At 68.5% G+C, this 19,054-nt stretch carries 19 protein-coding genes and 3 pseudogenes; 12 read left to right on the top strand and 10 right to left on the bottom strand.

Features of this window, described 5'->3' with window-relative positions; genetic code table 11:
• Nucleotides 1-300: 300 nt before the first annotated feature.
• The 3 genes from OG413_RS42790 to OG413_RS42780 form a co-directional block, all read right to left on the bottom strand.
• Nucleotides 301-555, bottom strand: coding sequence for a hypothetical protein (locus tag OG413_RS42790; protein WP_266815294.1), 255 nt, complete (start codon nucleotides 553-555; stop codon nucleotides 301-303).
• 482 nt (nucleotides 556-1,037) lie between these two features.
• On the bottom strand, nucleotides 1,038-1,580 hold the full coding sequence (locus OG413_RS42785; protein WP_266815292.1) for a GNAT family N-acetyltransferase: 543 nt from the start codon (nucleotides 1,578-1,580) through the stop codon (nucleotides 1,038-1,040).
• A gap of 148 nt (nucleotides 1,581-1,728) precedes the next feature.
• Nucleotides 1,729-2,409, bottom strand: coding sequence for a DUF4232 domain-containing protein (locus OG413_RS42780; protein ID WP_266815290.1), 681 nt, complete (start codon nucleotides 2,407-2,409; stop codon nucleotides 1,729-1,731).
• 745 nt (nucleotides 2,410-3,154) lie between these two features.
• Between OG413_RS42780 and OG413_RS42775 the strand changes: the two genes are divergently transcribed.
• Nucleotides 3,155-3,466 (top strand): hypothetical protein, encoded by a 312-nt coding sequence (locus OG413_RS42775; protein WP_266815288.1) that lies wholly within the window; start codon nucleotides 3,155-3,157, stop codon nucleotides 3,464-3,466.
• 179 nt (nucleotides 3,467-3,645) lie between these two features.
• Here OG413_RS42775 and OG413_RS42770 read toward each other — a convergent pair whose 3' ends face one another.
• Together OG413_RS42770 and OG413_RS42765 are read right to left on the bottom strand one after the other, a co-directional pair.
• Nucleotides 3,646-5,085, bottom strand: a complete 1,440-nt coding sequence (locus OG413_RS42770) for a carboxylesterase/lipase family protein (RefSeq protein WP_266815286.1) — start codon at nucleotides 5,083-5,085, stop codon at nucleotides 3,646-3,648.
• Between the two features lie 29 nt (nucleotides 5,086-5,114).
• Nucleotides 5,115-6,032, bottom strand: a complete 918-nt coding sequence (locus tag OG413_RS42765) for an MBL fold metallo-hydrolase (protein ID WP_266815284.1) — start codon at nucleotides 6,030-6,032, stop codon at nucleotides 5,115-5,117.
• A 137-nt stretch (nucleotides 6,033-6,169) separates the two neighbouring features.
• Between OG413_RS42765 and OG413_RS42760 the strand changes: the two genes are divergently transcribed.
• From OG413_RS42760 to OG413_RS42745, 4 genes are all read left to right on the top strand, one after another.
• Nucleotides 6,170-7,078 (top strand): helix-turn-helix domain-containing protein, encoded by a 909-nt coding sequence (locus OG413_RS42760; RefSeq protein WP_266815282.1) that lies wholly within the window; start codon nucleotides 6,170-6,172, stop codon nucleotides 7,076-7,078.
• 411 nt (nucleotides 7,079-7,489) lie between these two features.
• The gene (locus tag OG413_RS42755; protein ID WP_266815281.1) at nucleotides 7,490-7,612 is read left to right on the top strand and encodes a hypothetical protein; all 123 of its coding nucleotides are present in this window, start codon (nucleotides 7,490-7,492) and stop codon (nucleotides 7,610-7,612) included.
• A gap of 128 nt (nucleotides 7,613-7,740) precedes the next feature.
• Entirely contained in the window at nucleotides 7,741-8,181 is a 441-nt protein-coding gene (locus tag OG413_RS42750) for a VOC family protein (protein WP_266815280.1), read from the top strand.
• A gap of 295 nt (nucleotides 8,182-8,476) precedes the next feature.
• Nucleotides 8,477-8,719 (top strand): hypothetical protein, encoded by a 243-nt coding sequence (locus tag OG413_RS42745; protein ID WP_266815279.1) that lies wholly within the window; start codon nucleotides 8,477-8,479, stop codon nucleotides 8,717-8,719.
• A gap of 628 nt (nucleotides 8,720-9,347) precedes the next feature.
• Here the strand turns inward: OG413_RS42745 and OG413_RS42740 are convergent.
• Nucleotides 9,348-9,758 (bottom strand): RidA family protein, encoded by a 411-nt coding sequence (locus tag OG413_RS42740; RefSeq protein ID WP_266815278.1) that lies wholly within the window; start codon nucleotides 9,756-9,758, stop codon nucleotides 9,348-9,350.
• A gap of 224 nt (nucleotides 9,759-9,982) precedes the next feature.
• On the opposite strand from OG413_RS42740, the gene OG413_RS42735 reads away from it, so the two are divergent.
• From OG413_RS42735 to OG413_RS42710, 6 genes and pseudogenes are all read left to right on the top strand, one after another.
• Nucleotides 9,983-10,123, top strand: a complete 141-nt coding sequence (locus OG413_RS42735; RefSeq protein ID WP_266815277.1) for a hypothetical protein — start codon at nucleotides 9,983-9,985, stop codon at nucleotides 10,121-10,123.
• Between the two features lie 450 nt (nucleotides 10,124-10,573).
• On the top strand, nucleotides 10,574-10,864 hold the full coding sequence (locus OG413_RS42730; protein WP_266815275.1) for a hypothetical protein: 291 nt from the start codon (nucleotides 10,574-10,576) through the stop codon (nucleotides 10,862-10,864).
• A 484-nt stretch (nucleotides 10,865-11,348) separates the two neighbouring features.
• A complete protein-coding gene (locus OG413_RS42725) occupies nucleotides 11,349-12,170 on the top strand; it encodes an IS701 family transposase (RefSeq protein ID WP_266815273.1) in 822 nt (273 codons plus the stop codon).
• Nucleotides 12,163-12,399 (top strand): hypothetical protein, encoded by a 237-nt coding sequence (locus tag OG413_RS42720; RefSeq protein WP_266815271.1) that lies wholly within the window; start codon nucleotides 12,163-12,165, stop codon nucleotides 12,397-12,399. The genes OG413_RS42725 and OG413_RS42720 overlap by 8 nt, the downstream gene beginning before the upstream one ends.
• Before the next feature lie 968 nt (nucleotides 12,400-13,367).
• A pseudogene (locus tag OG413_RS42715) lies at nucleotides 13,368-14,135 on the top strand (IS5 family transposase).
• Nucleotides 14,136-14,159: 24 nt separating this feature from the next.
• Nucleotides 14,160-15,083: a transposase gene (locus OG413_RS42710; RefSeq protein WP_266815269.1), complete on the top strand. Its 924-nt coding sequence runs from the start codon at nucleotides 14,160-14,162 to the stop codon at nucleotides 15,081-15,083.
• Between the two features lie 394 nt (nucleotides 15,084-15,477).
• On the opposite strand, the pseudogene OG413_RS42705 reads toward OG413_RS42710, so the two are convergent.
• The 4 genes and pseudogenes from OG413_RS42705 to OG413_RS42690 form a co-directional block, all read right to left on the bottom strand.
• Nucleotides 15,478-15,606 (bottom strand): annotated as a pseudogene (locus OG413_RS42705) (pyridoxamine 5'-phosphate oxidase family protein); the annotation flags it as partial.
• A gap of 583 nt (nucleotides 15,607-16,189) precedes the next feature.
• Nucleotides 16,190-16,363: a hypothetical protein gene (locus OG413_RS42700; protein ID WP_266815267.1), complete on the bottom strand. Its 174-nt coding sequence runs from the start codon at nucleotides 16,361-16,363 to the stop codon at nucleotides 16,190-16,192.
• A gap of 56 nt (nucleotides 16,364-16,419) precedes the next feature.
• Entirely contained in the window at nucleotides 16,420-17,589 is a 1,170-nt protein-coding gene (locus OG413_RS42695; protein WP_266815265.1) for a HAMP domain-containing sensor histidine kinase, read from the bottom strand.
• A 125-nt stretch (nucleotides 17,590-17,714) separates the two neighbouring features.
• Nucleotides 17,715-18,374: pseudogene (locus tag OG413_RS42690) on the bottom strand (response regulator transcription factor); the annotation flags it as partial.
• A gap of 127 nt (nucleotides 18,375-18,501) precedes the next feature.
• Between OG413_RS42690 and OG413_RS42685 the strand changes: the two are divergent.
• A complete protein-coding gene (locus tag OG413_RS42685) occupies nucleotides 18,502-19,050 on the top strand; it encodes a hypothetical protein (protein ID WP_266815264.1) in 549 nt (182 codons plus the stop codon).
• Nucleotides 19,051-19,054 lie beyond the last annotated feature (4 nt).

The following is a 19,054-nucleotide window of genomic DNA, read 5'->3' as shown; positions in this document are numbered from 1 at the left end:
AGCGGACCGCGTCGACAATGGCGAGGATCAGCCGGACCGACATCGGCGCCGTGGATCTGCCGGGTGGCTGCCTCGATGCCGTCCTCGCTCGCGGGGCGGGGTTCCGTTCGCCGTCCCCGGCCGCGGGGGCCGGGGACGTTTCCGGGCGCCGCTGTATGTCACCGAGTTGACGTACAGGCCACCCCGGCCGCTGTCACGTCGTGCACCGCGCCCGTGGCCCCTGTCCGGCCCGGTACGAGCAGGGGCCCGTCCGTATCGTCGGACGGGCCCCTGCTCGTACCGCCTGGCTGTCGGCCCGGGTCAGCTCGGAGTTCCTCCGGCCCAGATGACCTTGGCGTTCACGTCGCACCACACGGTCGAGGTGCCGCCGGACGACGCGCGGTTGCCGAAGTGCCGGTAGACGGCACCAGTGTCGGTCCGCTTGCAGTCGATGATCCCGGTGAACGAACCACCCGTACACGTGATGGCCGCGCCCTTGTGCGGATTGCCGCTGACCAGCTGGTAGCCGCAGCTCAAGGCGGACGCTGACGCCGACGCCGACGGAGCGGCAGCCATGAGGCCACCTGCCGCGAGCATGAGCGCGGCAAGAGTTCCGGCAGAACGCTGAAGGGATCGCATGTGGTTTCTCCCGATTCGTAGGGTGCCCATGAAGGTCACGGTCGGGAACCTACGGCTGTGTACCCGTCAGTCACTAGGCTGACTTGGCTAGGTGCGATCTCTCGGTTTCAGGACAGTGGTGGTGAGAGACAGTCGGCAGTGGTGTGTTCCCCCTCGTGATCTGCGCGACCAGACTCCATCATTGGGAAGGCAACGCATGACAGCGGCGGAAGCAGCGGGCCGGTGAAGGCGCGGCGGCCGGGCGCGCGGCCATCGTATGGGGGCTGGCGGCAGGGCTGGAGTGCGCAAGCGGCTACCGGTCCATCCCGGATCCGACGTCGTCGTCCTGGTGCTCGGCACCGGCAGGTCATCGGCAGAGCGGCATGCCCAGTCTCGGGAGAGAAGGCCGAGGCTGGGCGCCGTCGTGTGTCTCGGGGCGTCTAGCCCTTCGAGTCCGGCTTCCAGTCCTCGGCGAGGAGACCGAGCAGCACCTCGTCCAGGAACTCGCCCATCACCCAGGCCGAGGAGCGCAGTAGGCCCTCGCGGACGAAGCCGTTGCGCTCGGCCGAGCGCAGCATCGCGGCGTTGTCCGACAGCGTCTCGATCTGCAGTCGCCGCAGGCCGCGCACGACGAAACCGTAGTGGCACAGCACTGCGACCACGTCGGTGCCGTAGCCCTTGCCGCGCGAGGACGGCAGCAGCCCCAGCCCGATGTGCGCGGACCGGTTGTGGTTGTCGATGTCCCACAGGACCGCGGTACCGATCAGCGTGCCGCCGTCCAGCTCCACCACGGAGAACGGGACGTGCCGCTGCTCCTCGTCGTCCACCGCCAGCCGCGCGTCCTTCGAGCCGGGCGTGATCGGTCGCCACGGCTGGCTTCCTGTCCGCGAGGAGTTGACCACGTCGTCGTAGAGCTCAGTCCGCAGGATCGGGATGTCGTCCTCGTGCCGGGCTCTGAGCCCGACCTTGCCGCCGCTTAGCATGCGAGCTTCCTACCCGAGCGGACTCGCCGACGGCAAACCGATAAGGCAACCGGATTGGCACCCCGCACCCCCAGGGCCCAGGGGCGCGTCGCGATCCCGCAGAGGTCCGCCGGACAGATCCGAGCGGTGCTGGCCGCTGGCGCCGCGCCTACTTGGCCGTGTGTGTGGGGTAGACCTCGACGTCGGTGTAGGCGCCCTTGATGTCTCCCGCACCCGCGGGCCACTTCAGGCTCACGGTGTGGGTCTCGTTCGGGGGCGTCACCAGGATGTTCGTCGGGGACGCGAGGCTGTTGCCGGTGTTGTCGATGTCGTAGGCGAGGTCGAAGACAGCGGCGTCGCCCGGCTTCAGGGTGGTGATACGCGGCTGGGCCTGGCCGCGCTCGATGGGGTTCGAGGTGTTGTCGGCGTCCTTGATGTCGACGCCCGCGAAGCCCGTCGCCGAGCAGGTGGTCGAACCCCGGTTGATCATGGTGATGTCGATCCTGCCGGAGGCCTCGTCGGGCGCGGCGTCCGTGGCGTCGATGGCCAGGTCCTCCGTCTTGCAGAACGTGACCTTGCCGCCGGTCTGCGTCGCGCCGTTCGTGCCGTTCGTGGCACCAGCGCGGGCCTCGGTGCCCTGACCGGAGCCCGACTTCCCGTTGCCGGCCTCCGAGCCGCCGGAGCCCGTACCGCTCTCCTGCTTCGAGCCACCGTCCGGGGACGAGGAGGACGAGGACGTGGAGCTCTTGGAGGACGCGTCCTTCGCGGAGCCGTCGCCGCCACAGGCGGTGAGCGAGAGGGTGGCGGCGACGCCGATGGCGGCGAGAGCGGTGACGCGGGTGTACTTCACGGTGTTCCCCCAGGAGTGGCGCGGTGCATGTGGTCGGACATATTTGTATCTCGCACCGAGTTACAGGCAGTCCTCCGAGACGTCTTCGTTCTGTCACAGGCGTATTGACCTCGGGAGGGGGTGGTGTGGGAGCCGGGGTCGAGGTGTGGGAGGCGAAGCTCGCCGCGTTGCGCAGCTTCCGCCGGGCTCACGGCATCTGGCACCCCGGCAGTACGCGGTGTGGGGTTGTACGCGGCGGGCGTCATCGGCCGAGGTGCTTGGCTTGACCCCGGGGCGTAGTCGAAGCGCAGTTCCTCGCCGGCGTGGATGGCGCGGCTCAGGTCCATCAGGACCTGAGCGTCGGCCCGCGGGTGTCGTCGGCCGCCGCGGGTGGTTGGACCGCGGTGATGTGCAACAGGTCGATGCGGTGGCGCGGGCGGGGCGGCATGACCTGGTGGAGGGTGGCCGGCGCGCGGGAGCGTCCTCGGCGACGGTGGTGCCGACGGCTGCGGTCTGCAGTGCCACGGTGTGTTTGAAGGAGCGGGAGCAGCACGGGCAGCCGGGCGGACGTTGATGCATGGCACCCATACTTACCGCAGTACCGGACACACACTGTCCTCTACCTCTGCCATCGTGGCGTACGAGCCGTTCGGGAGGCATACCCCCTGGTCACGGCAGCCGCCACTCGGTATCGACGGCTGACGGTGACGGCTGACGGCTGACGGCTGACGGCTCACATTTGTCGCCGTGAGGCAAGGAGCGAGTCATGTCCGTCACGACCACCACTCACCTGAACTTCCGGGGCACCGCACGCAAAGCGCTGGACTTCTACCAGTCCGTCTTCGGCGGACGTACTGTCGCGGTCACCTACACGGACGTGAACGCCGTACGGAACGAGAGCGAGGCGGACTGGGTGATGTGGGGCGAGGTGGCCGGCGGCTTCCAGCGCGCCGCGCAGGAGCTCGTCGGGGTGCTCCCCGACGCGAGCCACCGCACGCTGAACGGACTCAACCACGGCGCGGTGATGATGGCGCCCAAGAAGCTCGCCCCGGAACTCATCGGGTTCCTGCGCGGCTGAGTCGATGACACGAAGCTGAGACAACGAGTGCCCTATGTCATGAGCCGCGAGAATCTACAGCCGGTGTGGGATCTCGCACTGCCTGACCGTCGCACTGCCTGGCCGAATCTCACGGTTGCCGGTCCCAGGTCCGTGGCCGATCGGCCACGGACCTGGGACCGGCTGGTCAGCCTGTTCATTCATTCGCCGAGGATTTCCACCGCGGGTCGCCGCGGGGCGTAGGGAGCCCAGCCAGGGTTCCCGGTGTTGGCGAACGCGACCCAGGCGCCGTGTACCCGGGCTGCGAGTCCTGCTGGGGCGGGGTCGGGGCCGAGCAGGCGGGTGTCCCCGTGCAGCCAGGGTTTGTCGGCGATGTCGAACACGAAGGGCAGTTCGACGGTGTGGGCAGCGCCGAGTCGCCCGTCCAGTGCCGTCGAGCGGTACCCGAAGGAGTAGACGTACGTACGGCCGCCCGAGACTCGCGCGTGGGCCTGCGCCATGCGCGTCGTACCGGCCTCGAACAGGGCCTGTCCGAGCAGGGCGGAGCGCGTCTCGCCCAGTGTTTCGTCCGGGCGTGCCGCTCGGTGCGCGGCGAGGGTGGTCTCCGGGTCCGCATACGCCCGGGTGGCGACGGCGAGTACGTCAGCTTCCGTGGTGGACTCCAGGTCGCCCCGCGGTGCGAGGTAGAGGTGCCCCTCTTCGGTGTTGGTGCCGATGAGCAGGTCGACGTCGCCGGCCGGGCCGTCGGCGAGACCGTCGGCGGGCTGGACGGGCAGGACCAGGCTGAACGGGCTGAGTCCGGCCAGCGGGTCCGTGGCGGTGCCGGTGCGGAGGTCGAGGCCGGCCAGTGCGGGCAGGATCGCCAGGAAGCGCTCGTCCGGGATCGGGGCGAACGCCTCGGCGGTCGGTTCGACGCCCAGCGCGGCGGCCGCCGTGGCGGTGACCCGTTGTGCTTGTTCCGGGGTGAACGCGCCGGTGCCGTTGCCGCTCTGGACGATCGCTCGCCGGAACAGACCGCCTGCCTCCGGTGTCGCGAGCAGCGCGCCGGTGAGCGTGGCGCCCGCGGACTGGCCGAAGAGCGTGACGTTCCCGGGGTCGCCGCCGAATGTCGCGACGGTGTCGTGTACCCAGCTGAGTGCGGCGAGCACGTCGAGCAGTCCGCGGTTGGCCGGAGCACCCGCCAGATCGAGGAACCCGGGGATGCCGAGGCGGTAGTTCACCGTCACGAGGACGACGCCGTCGCAAACGAACGCGCTGCCGTCGTAGAGCGCGGCGCGGTTCGAGCCGGTGACGAACCCGCCGCCGTGCACGAAGACCATGACGGGGCGCCTGCCGCCGTCGGCGGCAGGCGTGTGGACGTCGACGGTCAGGTACTCCTCGCCGGGCACCCAGCCCGGCCCGAAATAGGGGACCATGTCGAGCCGGCCGAAGTCGCGGGCCGGCTGGGGAGCCGTGGGCGAGGGCCGTGTGCCGTCGCGGACGCCGGACCAGCCCGGGTGCGGCGCGGGTGGGGCGAAACGGCCTGCGCCGGTGGGGGCCGCCGCGTAGGGAAGGGCGCGGTAGCGCTCGCCACATCCGTCTCTGAGGCCGCGCACGGCGCCCGCCGGGGTTTCGACGACCGGATCTGCCTGTCGGGGCATGGGACACGCTTCCTTTCCGGAGGGGGACATCAGGAGAAGCGGGGGAAGCCCGCCCACTCCTTGATCGCGAACTTCGAGCCGCTGCGCGCGACCTCCGCGGCGCCTCGGCCGCCGAAGTGCGCCGGGAATACGAGCGCGTTGCTCTCGGCGGCGCGGCCGAGCAGCTTGTGTCGGGTGGCGCGGGACTCCGCCGGGTCCTCGCAGAAGCAGGAATTGGTGTCGGGCTCTGCGATCTGCAGCGCGGTGTGCACCAGGTCCCCGACGAACAGAGCCTGATCGCCGCCGGATTCCAGGGTGAGCACGGACGAGCCGGGGGTGTGCCCAGGAGCGAGATCGAGACGCAGGTTCTTGTCGATCCGGTACGTCCCCTCCCACAGGTGAGTGAGTCCCGCCCGGTGGACCGGTGTGACGCTGTCCTCGAAGACGTTCTGGTTCCCGCGGCCCAGCACGGTCCTGTTCTCGTTGGCCGGGTCCCAGAACTCGAAGTCCCGCCGGGTCATCAGGTACGTGGCGTTCGGGAAGGTCGGTACCCAGGTCCGGCCGTCGAGGCGCGTGTTCCAGCCGACGTGATCGATGTGCAGGTGGGTGTTGACCACGATGTCGACGTCCTCGGGCCGCACCCCGGCGGCGGCGAGGTTGTCGAGGTAGTCCGTGTCCAGGCGGCTCCACACCGGCGCGTAGGGCCGGTCCTTGTGGTTGCCCACACCGGTGTCGACGAGGATCGTGCGCCCCTCGCTGCGCAGCAGCCAGGACTGGATCGCCGTATGGCACTCGTCCGTCTCCGGGTCCCAGAAGTCGGGTGCCAGCCAGTCGCGGTGCTCGTCCCACGAGTCGTCGGGGCTGTCCGGGAAGAACTGGCCCGGAGACATCTCCGACGAGCCGGAAAACTCTTTGATACGGCTGACGGTGACGTCGCCGAGGGTGATCTGCTCCGGGCTCTGATCCATGTGGTCCGTCCTCGGGTCTGGAGTACGTCGCTGAAGGAGACCGAGCCTGGCAACGCGGGCGGGCACGCACCACTCCCGGGTTGTCCCACCCCTCACAGGGTGTGGCTGGGGCCGGGCGCGCACCGAATACTGGGGTGATGAACGGACCCGGCCCTCTCGGCGCCTTCCTCCAAGCCCGACGGGCGCGGCTGCGCCCCGAGGACGTCGGCCTGCGCGACTTCGGACCCCGCAGGCGGGTGGCCGGGCTCCGGCGCGAGGAACTGGCCCAGCTGGCGGGCGTCAGCGTCTCGTACTACGCACGGCTGGAACAGGGCCAGTCCCGCGGGGCCTCGGCCGAGGTGCTCGACGCGATCGCCCGCGCGCTCCTGCTCGACGACCACGAGCGCGAGCACCTCGACCGGCTCGCCGGCTCCGCCCGCCACGCGCCCCGGCCGCGCCGCCCGCGGCCCGAGAAGCTCGCCGACGAAACACGCGACCTCCTCCGCGCCGTCGACGGCGTCCCGGCGGTGGTGCTCGGCCGCCGTACGGACGTGCTGGCCTGGAACGCCCTCGGCCACGCCCTGCTGGCCGGTCACCTGGACTTCCTCGGCCCGGATGACCCGGCGCGACGCCCGAACATGAGCCGGATGCTGTTCCTGGACCTGCACTGCCAGGAGCTGTACGCGGACTGGAAGCGCAAGGCGCAGGCGGTGGTCGGCAACCTGCGCGTCGCCGTCGGCAGGCACCCGGAGGACCCGCTGCTCGCGGAGCTGATCGGCGAACTGACGATGAAAAGCCCGCAGTTCGTCGCACTGTGGGGGGACCACCGCGTGGTGCCGTGCGATGCCGCGACCTACGAGCTGCACCACCCCGTCGTCGGCACGGTGACGGTGACACAGCAGACACTGTCGATCGCCCGTTCACCGGAGCAGGCGCTCATCGTGTGCACAACCCCCGCCGGCTCCTCATCCGAGGAGGCCCTCGCGCTCCTCCGGCAGGCGAGCGACAGCAGGGCGCCGCACGCGGACAGCGTCGGCGTTCCCGAGAAGCCACCCCGACAGGGATAGGCGGCCCGGAAGGTCCTGCCCGTACTCCGATCCTCACGCCGCACCCGATCCACCGCACCCGATCCACCGCATCAGGACCACGGCATCAGGACCAGCCAGGTACATCGCCTCGGATGGACTGGAACGCGAGAGCGAGCCGCGCATCTCGGAGGTCTTGGGGGAGTCGTACTGAGGCCCCTTTTAATAGCACTTACATTCGAGTGCCAGATGCGAACGGCCACCCTGATACTCGGGCCCGCCGGGGGTCAGCGCGACCTCCAGCTCGCGCCGGCGCCGCGCGGCGGGGCCCGGACGGGTGCGGCTAGGGCGAGCGGCACGGGGAACTCCACCCGCCAAGGGTGACCCGGCACCGTGAATTGATCGGGGAGGCGCAAATACTCAAGCGCGCACGCGGTGAATCGTCGAGGGAGCATGGGAAAGCAGGGAGCGTGGAAGAGCGGGGACGGCACGCTGAGGATGATCGTCTTCATGGGAGCGGCCATCTGCGCCGCACTCACCCTCGGTGGTGGCGCCTGGCCCGCGGGTCTGCTGTAGCGGTGCCGAGGCGCGGTCCAGATCCTTCGGAGTTCGGCGGTCCGAGGGTGTCGAGAACGTGCCACCGGGTCCGTCCCGGGGACATCAGCGGCCACCACCGGCCGTACGAGGAAGAAGGAGAAACCAGCATGGCGATTCAGCGGATGGACAACGTCGGCATCGTCGTCGAGGACATGGATGCCGCCATCGCGTTCTTCGTGGAACTCGGTATGGAGCTGGAGGGCAGGGCGGAGGTCGCGGGCCTCTTCGCCGACCAGTGCACCGGACTCGACGGCGTCCGCTGTGACATCGCGATGGTCCGGACCCCGGACGGTCACAGCCGGATCGAGCTGGCGAAGTACCGCAGCCCCGCGGCGATCAGCGCCGGGCCGCGCAACCGGCCGCACAACATTCTGGGCACGCACCGCGTCATGTTCGCCGTCGACGACATCAAGGACACCGTTGCCCGTCTGCGCCCTCACGGCGCCGAACTCGTCGGCGAGATCGCCCGGTTCGAGGACAGCTATCTGCTCTGCTACATCCGCGGCCCGGAGGGCATCATCGTCGGGCTGGCCGAGCAGCTGCGCTGAGAAGGGGAAACCGAACCATGCGGTCGAACAGATCATCGGGGTTCTGAACCTCCCGATCCGCCAGGAGCTGCCGGCCCGTGACGTGACCCGCCTGGCCTGCATCGTCCCCCGAACCGTCCGTCGTCCGGCCTGCCGGGCGGCGCACCCTCGGCACCGGATCCGCCGCGAAGAGCCACCCGGGCCCCTGCGCAAGCTCTTTGGAGTGACTTTCCGTTGCCCGGATCGTTCCGTGGCGTTGAACGGCCGGGCGCTACCGCTTCGCGTCGCGCCCGTCCAGAGACCCATGGGAGTAGTCATGCGTATGCGCTCAGCCCTGACCACGTCCGTCCTCGCTGTCGGCATCCTGCTCGGCGGCGCCGGCGCCGCTCTGGCCAACGACGGCGGCGGGATCGTGAACGCCACCGGTTCTCAGGGCGCCGAGCAGACCAGCGACACGACCTTCGCCGGTGTCATCGACCGCGTCGGCCCGGTCTACTTCTCGAACAGCGAGACCGGACGCGAGTGGAACAAGGGAACGATCCAGGCCATCTTCGGCTAGCAGTGAAACGTCGGCCCGGCACTGCCGGGCAAGGCACCCGACCCGCCGCGGACCCGCTTGACCGCTACGGTTCGTAACCGCAAGACACGGCGAATCCCCTTGACCGCAACGTGGTCAAGGGGGTTCGTCGTACGGACCGTCACTTTCCGTGGTGCTGCCGGGCCGTCCCCGCTCCGGTCGGCTCCCCCGGCCCGGACGACATCGTGCTCCTGGTCCTCAACGCCTCGCGCGCGGGTGCGCGGCACGCGGTGGCCGCCCCGGACCGGCATCCGAACACAGCCGGGGGCAAGGGACGCAACCCCGCCCCGGCTTTGTCCGCTTCGAAGAGCAGCGTTTCGACAGCAGGGGGCACTGCCGCCCGCGCGGCACCGTGAATGTTCACGACTTTGGGTTCTGGCTCAACTTCTGTCCTGTCAGCGGTCACGCTGGTTTCAGGACGGTGCTGTGCCAGGCTTCTCCCAGGTCAGGCAAGTGGAGCGGGCTTCTGGAGAAGACACTCCTCCTCCGCATCGCAGAAGTTGAGCCAGAACCGATTCTCGCGTCCGAAGCCACCTCACGGAGTCAGCGGCCCGGACGCCGTTTCCGTTTCAGCAGTAGCTGATCACGCCGCCACAGGGTGACGGTGGGCTCAAGAATCGAGCACGGCGGCGACCGCCTCGATCTCGACGAGCTGGTCCTTGTAGCCGAGCACGGTGACGCCCATCAAGGTGCTGGGGACGTCATGGTCGGCGAACGAGTCCCGGACTACCTCCCAAGCAGCCACCAGGTCCTCCTGCCGGGCCGACGCGACAAGAACCCTCGTACTGATGACGTCCTGCAGCGACGCACCCGACGCAGCGAGGGCAACCCGCATGTTCTCGACGGCCTTCCTTGCCTGACCCGCGTAGTCACCGACCGCTGCCGTAGAGCCGTCGTCGTTCAGCGGACACGCCCCGGCGAGAAAGATCAGGCGTGACTCGGCGGGCGCCGTGGCCGCGTAGGCGTACTCGGCGACATCGGACAGAGAGGCGGAGCGGATCAAAGTGACGGCACTGGCCATAATCGTCGGGTCCTTCCCCATCGGGTGTTGATCTCGGACATCCTGCCAACGCCCCGTCGGTTCCCGCCTTCCCTTTTTCTTCGCCGACCCCGCGCGCGCAGGCGTCACTTCTGCTCGACCATCACGAGCCGAGTGATCACCAGCTGACTCCGGAACCCGTCGACAAACGAGGGTTGCGGTGGGCAGGCTCCGTTCAGTTGGCCAAAGTGCCCTGGTGAAAGTCCATGCGCCAGCCCGTCTCCGTCTCCGACGACACCGTTCCCGCACTCGTCACCGTGAGGATCGACTCCGCATCCCACCAGCGCCCGGAGGCTCCGATCTCCATGAATTCCGGATCGGAGAAGCTTCGAGACAAGGTCCGGTGAGGCACGCACCTCGGGATCGAGCAGCCGCAGCTCCCCATCAATGGCCGCTTGCACGGCCCGCTCGCTTCTGTCTGTCATGCACGGGCCCTACGAACACCCGTCGCCCAGGACACGGCGAACATCTCGCCCGAAGTGATCGCCAACAGCCCGAGTTCGCCCCAGCGGGCGGGCCCTTCCAAACAGGCTCCCAAGTAGGGCCGCTTTAACGTTCTGCGGGCGCCCACGCGGCGGAAGTCCCCAGACACATGCCCGATGCTCCGCACATCACAGAAGTTGGGCCAGAACCCCGCTTGGTTCTGGCTCACATTTCGTGACACGCGCACTGCGAGTGACGGCCGGCAGCTGACCGGCAGTGAACCGGGCCTCAGGTTGCCGGTCTCCGGCATGACGGTCCGTCTTCATCCCTCTGTACCGTGCACCTGTCGCACAGTCCCCGCACCGGAGGAACGTATGTACCTTGTCCCCTTGCTGCTGGGCCTCGGGATGGTGCTCATCGGGCTTGCGCTGGCGACGGACCACCGCGGTATCGCCAAGCGGGCCGTGGACACGTATCTCAACCCTGCCCACGCCGACACCAGCCTGCTACGGACCTTCCACCGACTGGGATTCGAGCATCCAGGGATGGACTTCTTCCACTACGCCGGGCGCCAGAGGCGGCTCGTGCGAGTCTGGGGTGGGTTTCTCGTCGCCTTCGGGCTCGTTTTCCTGGCCGCGGGCGTCGTGCTCCTTCTTCGCACCTGACCGCCGCTACGCAGACTTCGGAACCCGCGCGGAAGACCCCGGTGCGCTCCTCGGCAGTGTCCTACTCCCCGTAACCGCTCCACGGAATGTGAGCCGGAGCCCCAACTGCTGTAGAAACGCTCCTGTCACCGAACTGGCCCGGTCATCGGCGGGGGCCGTCGGAAGGTCGGTGCGGCACCGTTGACCGTCAGTGTGTGAAGACAAACGATCAGCCGGTGGCCGCAGGTCACAGCGTAGACCCCGGCCGTTGGCCAGAGGCGTTCGAGGACCTGATGGCCCGGATCGCTGGGAGGTTCGCACGGGTCGAACCCCGGCGCCGGGTCGAGAAGTTGGTGCTCGGGCCGCTGTCGGACCTGCCACGCAAGGACTGCTGGACCATCGCCGAGTGGGCGGGTGAGGCGACTCCGGGTGGGATGCAGCACCTGCGCTGGGCCGGGCCTCGTAGGACGCGGATCGGGTCCGCGACGACGCGCGCGGTTACGTGGTGGAACATCTGCACGACGACCAGGCGGTGCTGGTGGTCGACGAGACCGGCGACGTGAAGAAGGCCGCGCACACGGTCGGCGTCCAGCGCCAGTACACCGGCACCACCGGCAGGGTCGAGAACGCCTCGGTCGCCGTCTGCCTGGTCTACGCCGGTCGGCGTGGGCACGGCGCAGTGGACCGGGAGCTGTATGTTCCGCGCCCCTGGACCTCCGACTCCAACCGCTGCCGCGCTGCGGGCCTCGCCGAAGACACCTCGTTCGCCACCAAGCCGGAGTTGGCCGCCCGCATAGTCGCCCGGTTCCTGGACTCCGGCCACCCGGACGCGTGGGTCGTGGGCGACGAGGTCTACGGCGGCAACCCGAAGCTGCGAACCGCGCTGGAGGAGCGCCGGATCGGCTACGTCCTCGCGGTGGCCTGCTCGCATGAAGCCACCGCCAGCGCGGGGAAATTCCGCGCCGACGCTCTGGCCGAGAAGGTGCCCGAGCGGGCCTGGCAGAAGCTGTCTGCAGGAGCAGCGGCAGAAGGGCCACCGCTTCTACGACTGGGCCGTCATCGATCTGGCCGATCCCCGCCCCGGAAGTCAGCTGCTGGTCCGCCGCAACCGCAGCAACCGCGAACTCGCCTACTACCGCTGCTACTCGCCGAGCGGGTGCGCGTCGCTGGATCACGATGGCGAGTAGAAGAAGTCTTCCAGTTCGGAAAGGGCCTGGCCGCCCTGGACGAACACCAGGTCCGCCGCTACACCTTCTGGTCCCGCTGGGTCACCCTCGCAAGCTCAGTACATCCGAGACATGCAGGAAGAACGCCACTCTATGCGTGATGCACTGTGCTCAGATCTGCCCGCTGCCCACATGGGCCTGGGCGCGACCGTCGTTGTCTTGATCGTGGTCACCAGCTTCTCCGGCCCTCGATGGACCTTGATCGTTGCCGGGGCTCTCACGGCCTCGTTCCTTCTCGCACTGGCGGTGATTCACATCGGCAGCGGCCGTGGCTGGGACGCCGCCCGCCGGGCCGACACCGCCACGTTCGGCTGGGACAACTGGATCTGAAGGCCCTTCGCCGCCCGCCCATCCACCGAAACCAAACGATAAACGGCAAGCTCAGGTACCACGCAAAAACGTCGAGACGATCGCCGTCGGCAGGGACTGCAGGCACGACGAACGTGACACCGACCGATACGGCCTCACGTCACCACAATGGTCGGGAAACCGTCACCAAGATCGACCGCCCCAACTGCCCTTGAACAACAACACGCCTACACGTCAGTGACATACAAAGCCGAACATCCCGGTGCCATCACAACCGAACCTCACACCGGACGTGACAGCTGTCGACTTCATATGGAGGTGCCGCCGGGTTCCGGCGGCACCTCCACTAGATCAACAAGCGCGGATCGCCGTCAATGTCCCGCTGTTATTGATGGCGTCATTCACAATCACGCTCACCTCGGCACCGTAGAGGACGTTACACGTAAGGCGCTTCGTAGGGGCGAAACATCCTCTTTGGAGGCCCGGGTTCAGAACTGAGTCAGCGCAGGTCGTGTTGCTGCCGAAGCCAGACGTCATCGAACCGCCAATCCGAACTGCCTTGGGCCCATTGTTCACGACCACTAGAACAACCTGTGCGTCACCGCTGGAATTCTGGACAATACATCCTTGGAATCCCACACCGCTATATGGGTTGTGAGTCTCAGTTTTCGCACAGTGCCAATTAGCGTTTGTGTTTACTTCTTTCCAGTTCGTGGCGGCAGATGCGGGGCTAATACTGAAAGCTGTGGCCGCTACAACCGCCACAGCGAGCGATGCCCCCCGAGCACAATTATGAAGTTTCATGTCCCCTCCGGTCTTCGTACTTCACAACACCCCCTGGTGCCGTGCGGGTCCGCTAGCGGCGAAAGCCCCACCCTCGCGGTCCACTGAGAGATTACAGGTTCAACTGATCATCTAACTGATCGTTTCAGAATGAACTTTGTGTGGTAGGTTGCCATTTGGAATGGTGTGTCGGCAGGATCTGCTGTGTGTCTGACGATCTCGTGCCTGATGACCTGTGCGAATGCGTTGTCCCGCTGTTGCCGGTTCGTCCGCCCCGGCGCCACCGGTATCCCGGTCGGTTGTCAGCGGATGACCGTGCCGTGCTTCGGGGGATTGTCCATGTGCTGCGCAAGGGTATGAGCTGGCGTGACGTTCCCGCAGAGCTGGTCGGCTGCAGCAGGGTGACGGCCTGGCGGCGCCTTCGGGACTGAACCGAAGCAGCAGTGTGGCCCCGGCTGCACGAGGTCCTGCGAGCGGAACTCCGAAAGGGCGGCCTGCTGGAGATGGACTATGCCGCGATTGACGGCTCGCACGTCCGGACGCTCAGGGGGGGGCTCACACCGGACCTTGGCCGGTCGACCGGCACGAAACCCGCTCGCTGTGTCTCTAACCGGCGGCAGCCGTCACGACGTCACCCAGCTCATGCCGTTGCTGGACACGATTCCCCGTATCCGAGGCCTGCGCGGCCGGCCACGCCACCGGCCCCAGTGCCTGTTCGCCGACCGCGGCTACGACTTCGACACGTACTGGCGCCCTGCGGGGTCACGCCCAAGATCGCCCGCCGCGGCACACCGCACGGCTCGGGACTGGGCAAAATCCGGTGGGTCGTAGAGCGGACCTCCGCCTGGCTCCACCAGTTCGAACGACTCCGCATCCGCTACGAGAGCTTGATCTTTATCTTCCGTCCTCGAACAGCATCTCGCACTGAGTCGCTCACCTGGGATTCGCCGGACGTGGGGGCGGCCTTCGTCTGATCATGTGCTCCGACCAAGGTGCACGTGACCAAGACGAAGGCCGTGAGGGTGAGTCTGCTGCCTGATGCTGTCCGGAGGCAGGCGTTCGCGGAGGCGTCACGCTTCCGGGGCGAGTTCTACGAGTGTACGACCGCTCGGCGCGACGAGTTGTTCGAGCTGGTGGACGCGGTGCTGTGTGCGGACGGCGCGGTGAAGTCCGTGGTCGACCTGGCGCTGTTGCCCGGGCACCGCCGTGGGCACGGAGCGATGTACGGCGGCTTGAACCACTGCCGGCTCGACGCCGGTCGGCTGCGGACTGTGCTGGCCGGGCTGTCACTGCCTCGCTTCGACGGCGGGCGCCTGGTCCTGGCAGTGGATGTGCCGCCGTGGCTGCGTTCGGACGCGCTGTGCTCGGCGGAGCGGCTGTTCTGCTACGTCTACGGCCGTGCGAAGACGGCGTCGCAATTCATTCCGGGCTGGGCTTACTCCTTCGTCGCCGTGCTGGAGCCGGGCGCCACGTCCTGGACCGCGATCCTGGACGCGGTCCGGCTCGGCCCGGCGGACGCGCGACCGCGATCACCGCCTCCCAGCTGCGGGGTGTCGTCGAGCAGCTCATCACTGCGGGGCCAGTGGCAGGCCGACGACCCTCACATCGTGATCGTCGCCGACTCCGGCTATGACGTCACCCGCCTGGCCTGGGTCCTGCGTGACCTGCCGGCCGAGCTGGTCGGCCGCGTCCGCTCCGACCGTGTCATACGTCTGCCGAAACCACCCAGGATGCCCGGTATCAACGGCCAGCCGCCCAAGCACGGCCCGGAGTTCCGTTTCACCAAGCCGGAGACCTGGCCCGAGCCCGCGATCACCACTGTTACCAACACCACCCACTACGGGAAGGCCGAAACCCAGGCATGGGACCGGGTCTATCCCCGGCTCTCTCGGGCGTTCCTCATGGCTCGACCACGAGGGTGAACTGCGACTGTTCGAGGGAACGTTGATCCGGTTGAAGGTCGTGCACCTGTCGTAGGAACGGGACGCTCCGCCGGTGTGGTTGTGGTCCTCGAAGACCGGTGCCACCCCGGACGATGTGGACCGTTTCCGGCAGGCATTTCTCCGTCACTTCGATCTGGAGCACACCTGCCGCTTCGTGAAGCAGACCCTCAGCTGGACCACCCCGAAACTCCGCACTCCCGCGGCGGCGGCGGACCGCTGGACCTGGATCCTGATCGTCGCCCATACCCAGCTCCGCCTCGCCCGGCCGCTCGCCGAGAACCTCCGCAGACCGTGGGAGAAACCCGCTACCTCCGACCGGCTCACTCCGGCCCGGGTCCGCCGGGGGTTCAGGAACATCCGCGCTCACATGGTGAAACAGCCTGGTCCACGGCCCGGTCAGAAACCAGAAGGCGCTCTCCTCCCACAGAAACCACACAGGCCGCACGCTCGGTCCATCGGTAGCGGTGCGCGCGGTAAGCGGCTGACTGAGGAAGGCGTCAATGACAAAGGGAGGAGCCGTCACGTCTCCGTGCTCGTTCATCCAAACACCGCTGACCACCCCGACCTTCTGCCTAGGCCGAGCCATCGGTAGACCTCGCCTGGTAGATAAAGAACAAGCTGAGCATGGGCTGCATCAGCGACTTCGCCCACGTTCTCAAGACGGATCCTCGGGTGTGGGAGTGGTTCAACCGCCAGCCCCCGCCGATCAGACAAAGACGGCCGCCGAGTGGCGCGGGGGCAGCGGCAAGACCCCGGAAGACATCGTCCAGGACCACGGCTGCCCTGCGAGCACCGGCAGGAAGTCCATCCCAGACATCCAGTAACCCCGCACAGTGACAGCCTTCTCCCCACTGCGGGAACACCGCCCGACAACTGCGCGCACTTGGTCGCCAGCAGCCACACCGCGAACCCCTACCGCACGTCCGGCATCGAAACCCCGTTCACTCCCGCGGGATCGAGTCGGCACCGGCCGAGCGCCGGACCGGTAGCGGGTGCAGCCGGTCCCAGACTGTGGCGACGGCCTTCCCGTAGTGAGTGCTGTCAGTCACTGTGGTGACGGACGGGGCTGGCTGAGTTGATGGACATCAACGACAGAGTTCTACCGGTGGCTGCCGCATCATGTCCGGGTGACGGGCTGGGATCTCGATGAGACCGAGCAGGTGGACAATGTCCATGTCTCCCGGCGGGTACTTCTTCCCGGTACGGGCGTCGATCGCGCTGTCGACGGAGTTCACCGCAGCCCAGACCAAACAGCTCACCAGCAGCCTTGGTGTTGATCGCGCCGGTCCGCCAGCCTCCCCCATTACGGGCACGTCTACAGCACGACCCGTACCGTCAGTCCGCCGCCCGGGTTCGCCGTCGCACTCGCCTCGCCGCCGTGCGCCCTCGCGATCGACGCCACGATGGAGAGCCCCAGACCGGCCCCCTCACCGGGAGCGTGGCGGCGGGCCTGCGCCCGGCGGAACGGTTCGAACAGCAGCGGTACGGTCGCCGGGTCCACCACCGGCCCAGTGTTGGCGACCTCCAGACCGCCCGGCCCCACCCGGACCCGTACCCTCCCGCCGGGGTGGTTGTGGCGCAGGGCGTTGGCGACCAGGTTGTGCGCAAGGTGGTCCAGCAGAACCGGGTCGCCCTCGACCGACAGCGGCCGGAACTCCGCCTCGACGGTGATGGACCGTTCCTCCGCCTCCGCCTCCAGCGACTCGGCCGCCGCGGCCGCGACCGCGACCAGGTCGACCGGTTCGCGCCGCCGCAGGCCCTCGTCGGAGACCGCGAGGAGCAGCAGTCCCTCGATGAGCTGCTCGCTGTCGGTGGCGGTGTCGATGAGCTTGTCCCGGATCCAGGCGACCTTCTCGGGCGGCGGGTCGTCGGCGAGGCCGATCTCGGCTGCGGCCCGTTGCACGGCGAGCGGGGTGCGCAGTTCGTGGGCGGCGTTGGCGGCGAAGCGCTGCCGGGCGGCGACCAGCTCCTCGATCCGGTCGAGCATCCCGTCGAAGGTGTCGGCCAGTTCCTTGAGCTCGCCGGGCGGGGCTTTCAGTGCGAGGCGTTCGTGCAGGTTGCTGCCGGAGAGCCGGCGGGCGCGGGAGGTGATGATGCCGACCGGCCGCAGTACCCGGCCCGCCATCCACCAGGCGAGTGCGATGGAGAGCGCCGAGTAGGCGGCGAGGGAGACCGCGGAGACCGTCAGCAGTTGGCTGAGCGCGGCGTCCCCGGCGGCGGTGCTGACCTTCTGCGCCACCGCGTACTGCCCGGGTTGGGCGACCGCGGTCTGCGCCCAGTCCGACGACGGCAGCGCGGGCGCGGCAGCCCCGCCCGACCGGATGGCGATGGTGGTCTCGGCGGGGACCGCCGGGACCACCGCCGTCAGCAAATTGGCGTAGAGGCCCTCGCTGACCAGCAGGTAGACCAGCCCCATCAGCAGGGCGCCGGCCAGCACCAGCAGTCCGCCGTACAGCGCGGTGAGCCGGGCGCGCTCGCTGCTCACCGGCACTCCTCCGGCCGGTTCGCGGAGCCGTCGTCCGGCTGGTCCGCCCATCCGCGGACCGGTCCGGTCGCGTCGCCGCCCACCGGTCCGGTCGCGGGGCCGTGGTCCCGCGGTCCGGTCGCGAGGCCGTCCCCGATGCGGTAGCCGGCCGCCGGGACCGTCTCGATCACCGGGGGCGCGCCCAGTTTGGCGCGGAGCTTGGACAGGGTGACCCGGACCGCGTTGGTGCGGTAACTGGTGTCCTCCTCCCACACCTCCTCGATCAGGTCGGCGCCGCTGACGACCGCGCCCTCGGCCCGCAGCAGGGTCTCCAGCACGGCGAACTCCTTGCGGGAGAGCGAGAGGTAGCGGCCGTCACGGCAGACCTGGCGACGGGCGGTGTCCAGCGTGAGTCCGGCCCGTTCCAGGACCGGGGGGAGAGCGGGGCGGGCACGGCGGCCGAGCGCCAGGACCCGGGCGAGGAGTTCGTCGTACGCGAACGGCTTCGTCAGGTAGTCGTCGGCGCCGAGCCCGAGGCCGTCCACCCGGTCCCGTACCGTGCCGGACGCCGTGAGCATCAGGATCCGGGTCAGCAGGCGCATGCCGACGACCCGCCGGCACACCTCGTCGCCGTGCAGCCCCGGCAGATCGCGGTCGAGGATCATCACGTCGTACGCGCTGAACCGAAGCCGGCCCAGCGCCGCCCAGCCGTCATGGGCGATGTCCACCGCGACCGCGTCGCGGCGCAGCCCCTCGGCGATCATCCCGGCCAGGAATTCCTCGTCCTCCACCACCAGCACACGCATGGGTCCTGTGTATCCGAAAGTGACGTTTCGCCGGTGTAAGCATCGTGGCTGAGAGAAACGAAACCGCGTCCTCGCGCACGCTCGTGCCGTTCGTATCCAGCCTGTCAGCAACGGACGAGGAGCCCTCATGAACCCGACCATTTCCCGCCGGACCACCTCCCGCGCACGAAGTCGCGGCGTCGCCGCCGCCTGCCTGATCGCCGCCGCCGTCGTCCTGTCGGCCACCGCCTGCTCGGGCGACGGCGACGGCGGCGGAAGCGGAAACGGAAGCGGAACCAAGAGCGGCGGATCGGCTTCGGACAACGGGAAGACGAAGGAGGACCAGGCCCTGGAGCACCGCAAGTGCCTGCGGGAGCAGGGCCTGAACATCCCGGAGCCGAAGCCGGGCGAGAACGGCGTCGGCATGACCATCGACGGCGGCGGTAAGAGCCAGAAGAAGGTGGAGAAGGCGTTCAAAGCCTGCCAGGACAAGGCGGTCGGCGGCGGGCCCAAGGAGCTCACCCAGGCCGAGAAGGACAAGATGGTCGCCTTCGCCCGGTGCATGCGCGAAAACGGCTTCGACATGCCCGACCCGAAGTTCGACGGCGGGGCAATGCAGGCGGCGCCCGCGCTGAAGCAGAAGGACATGAAGAAGTTCGAGAAGGCCAACGCGGCATGCGAAAGCGCTGGGCGGTGAGGCG

The organism is Streptomyces sp. NBC_01433 (assembly GCF_026340105.1).
GTDB lineage: Bacteria > Actinomycetota > Actinomycetes > Streptomycetales > Streptomycetaceae > Streptomyces.
The sequence above is the reverse complement of the archived record's forward strand: the minus strand, read 5'-3'. Positions and strand labels throughout refer to the sequence as shown.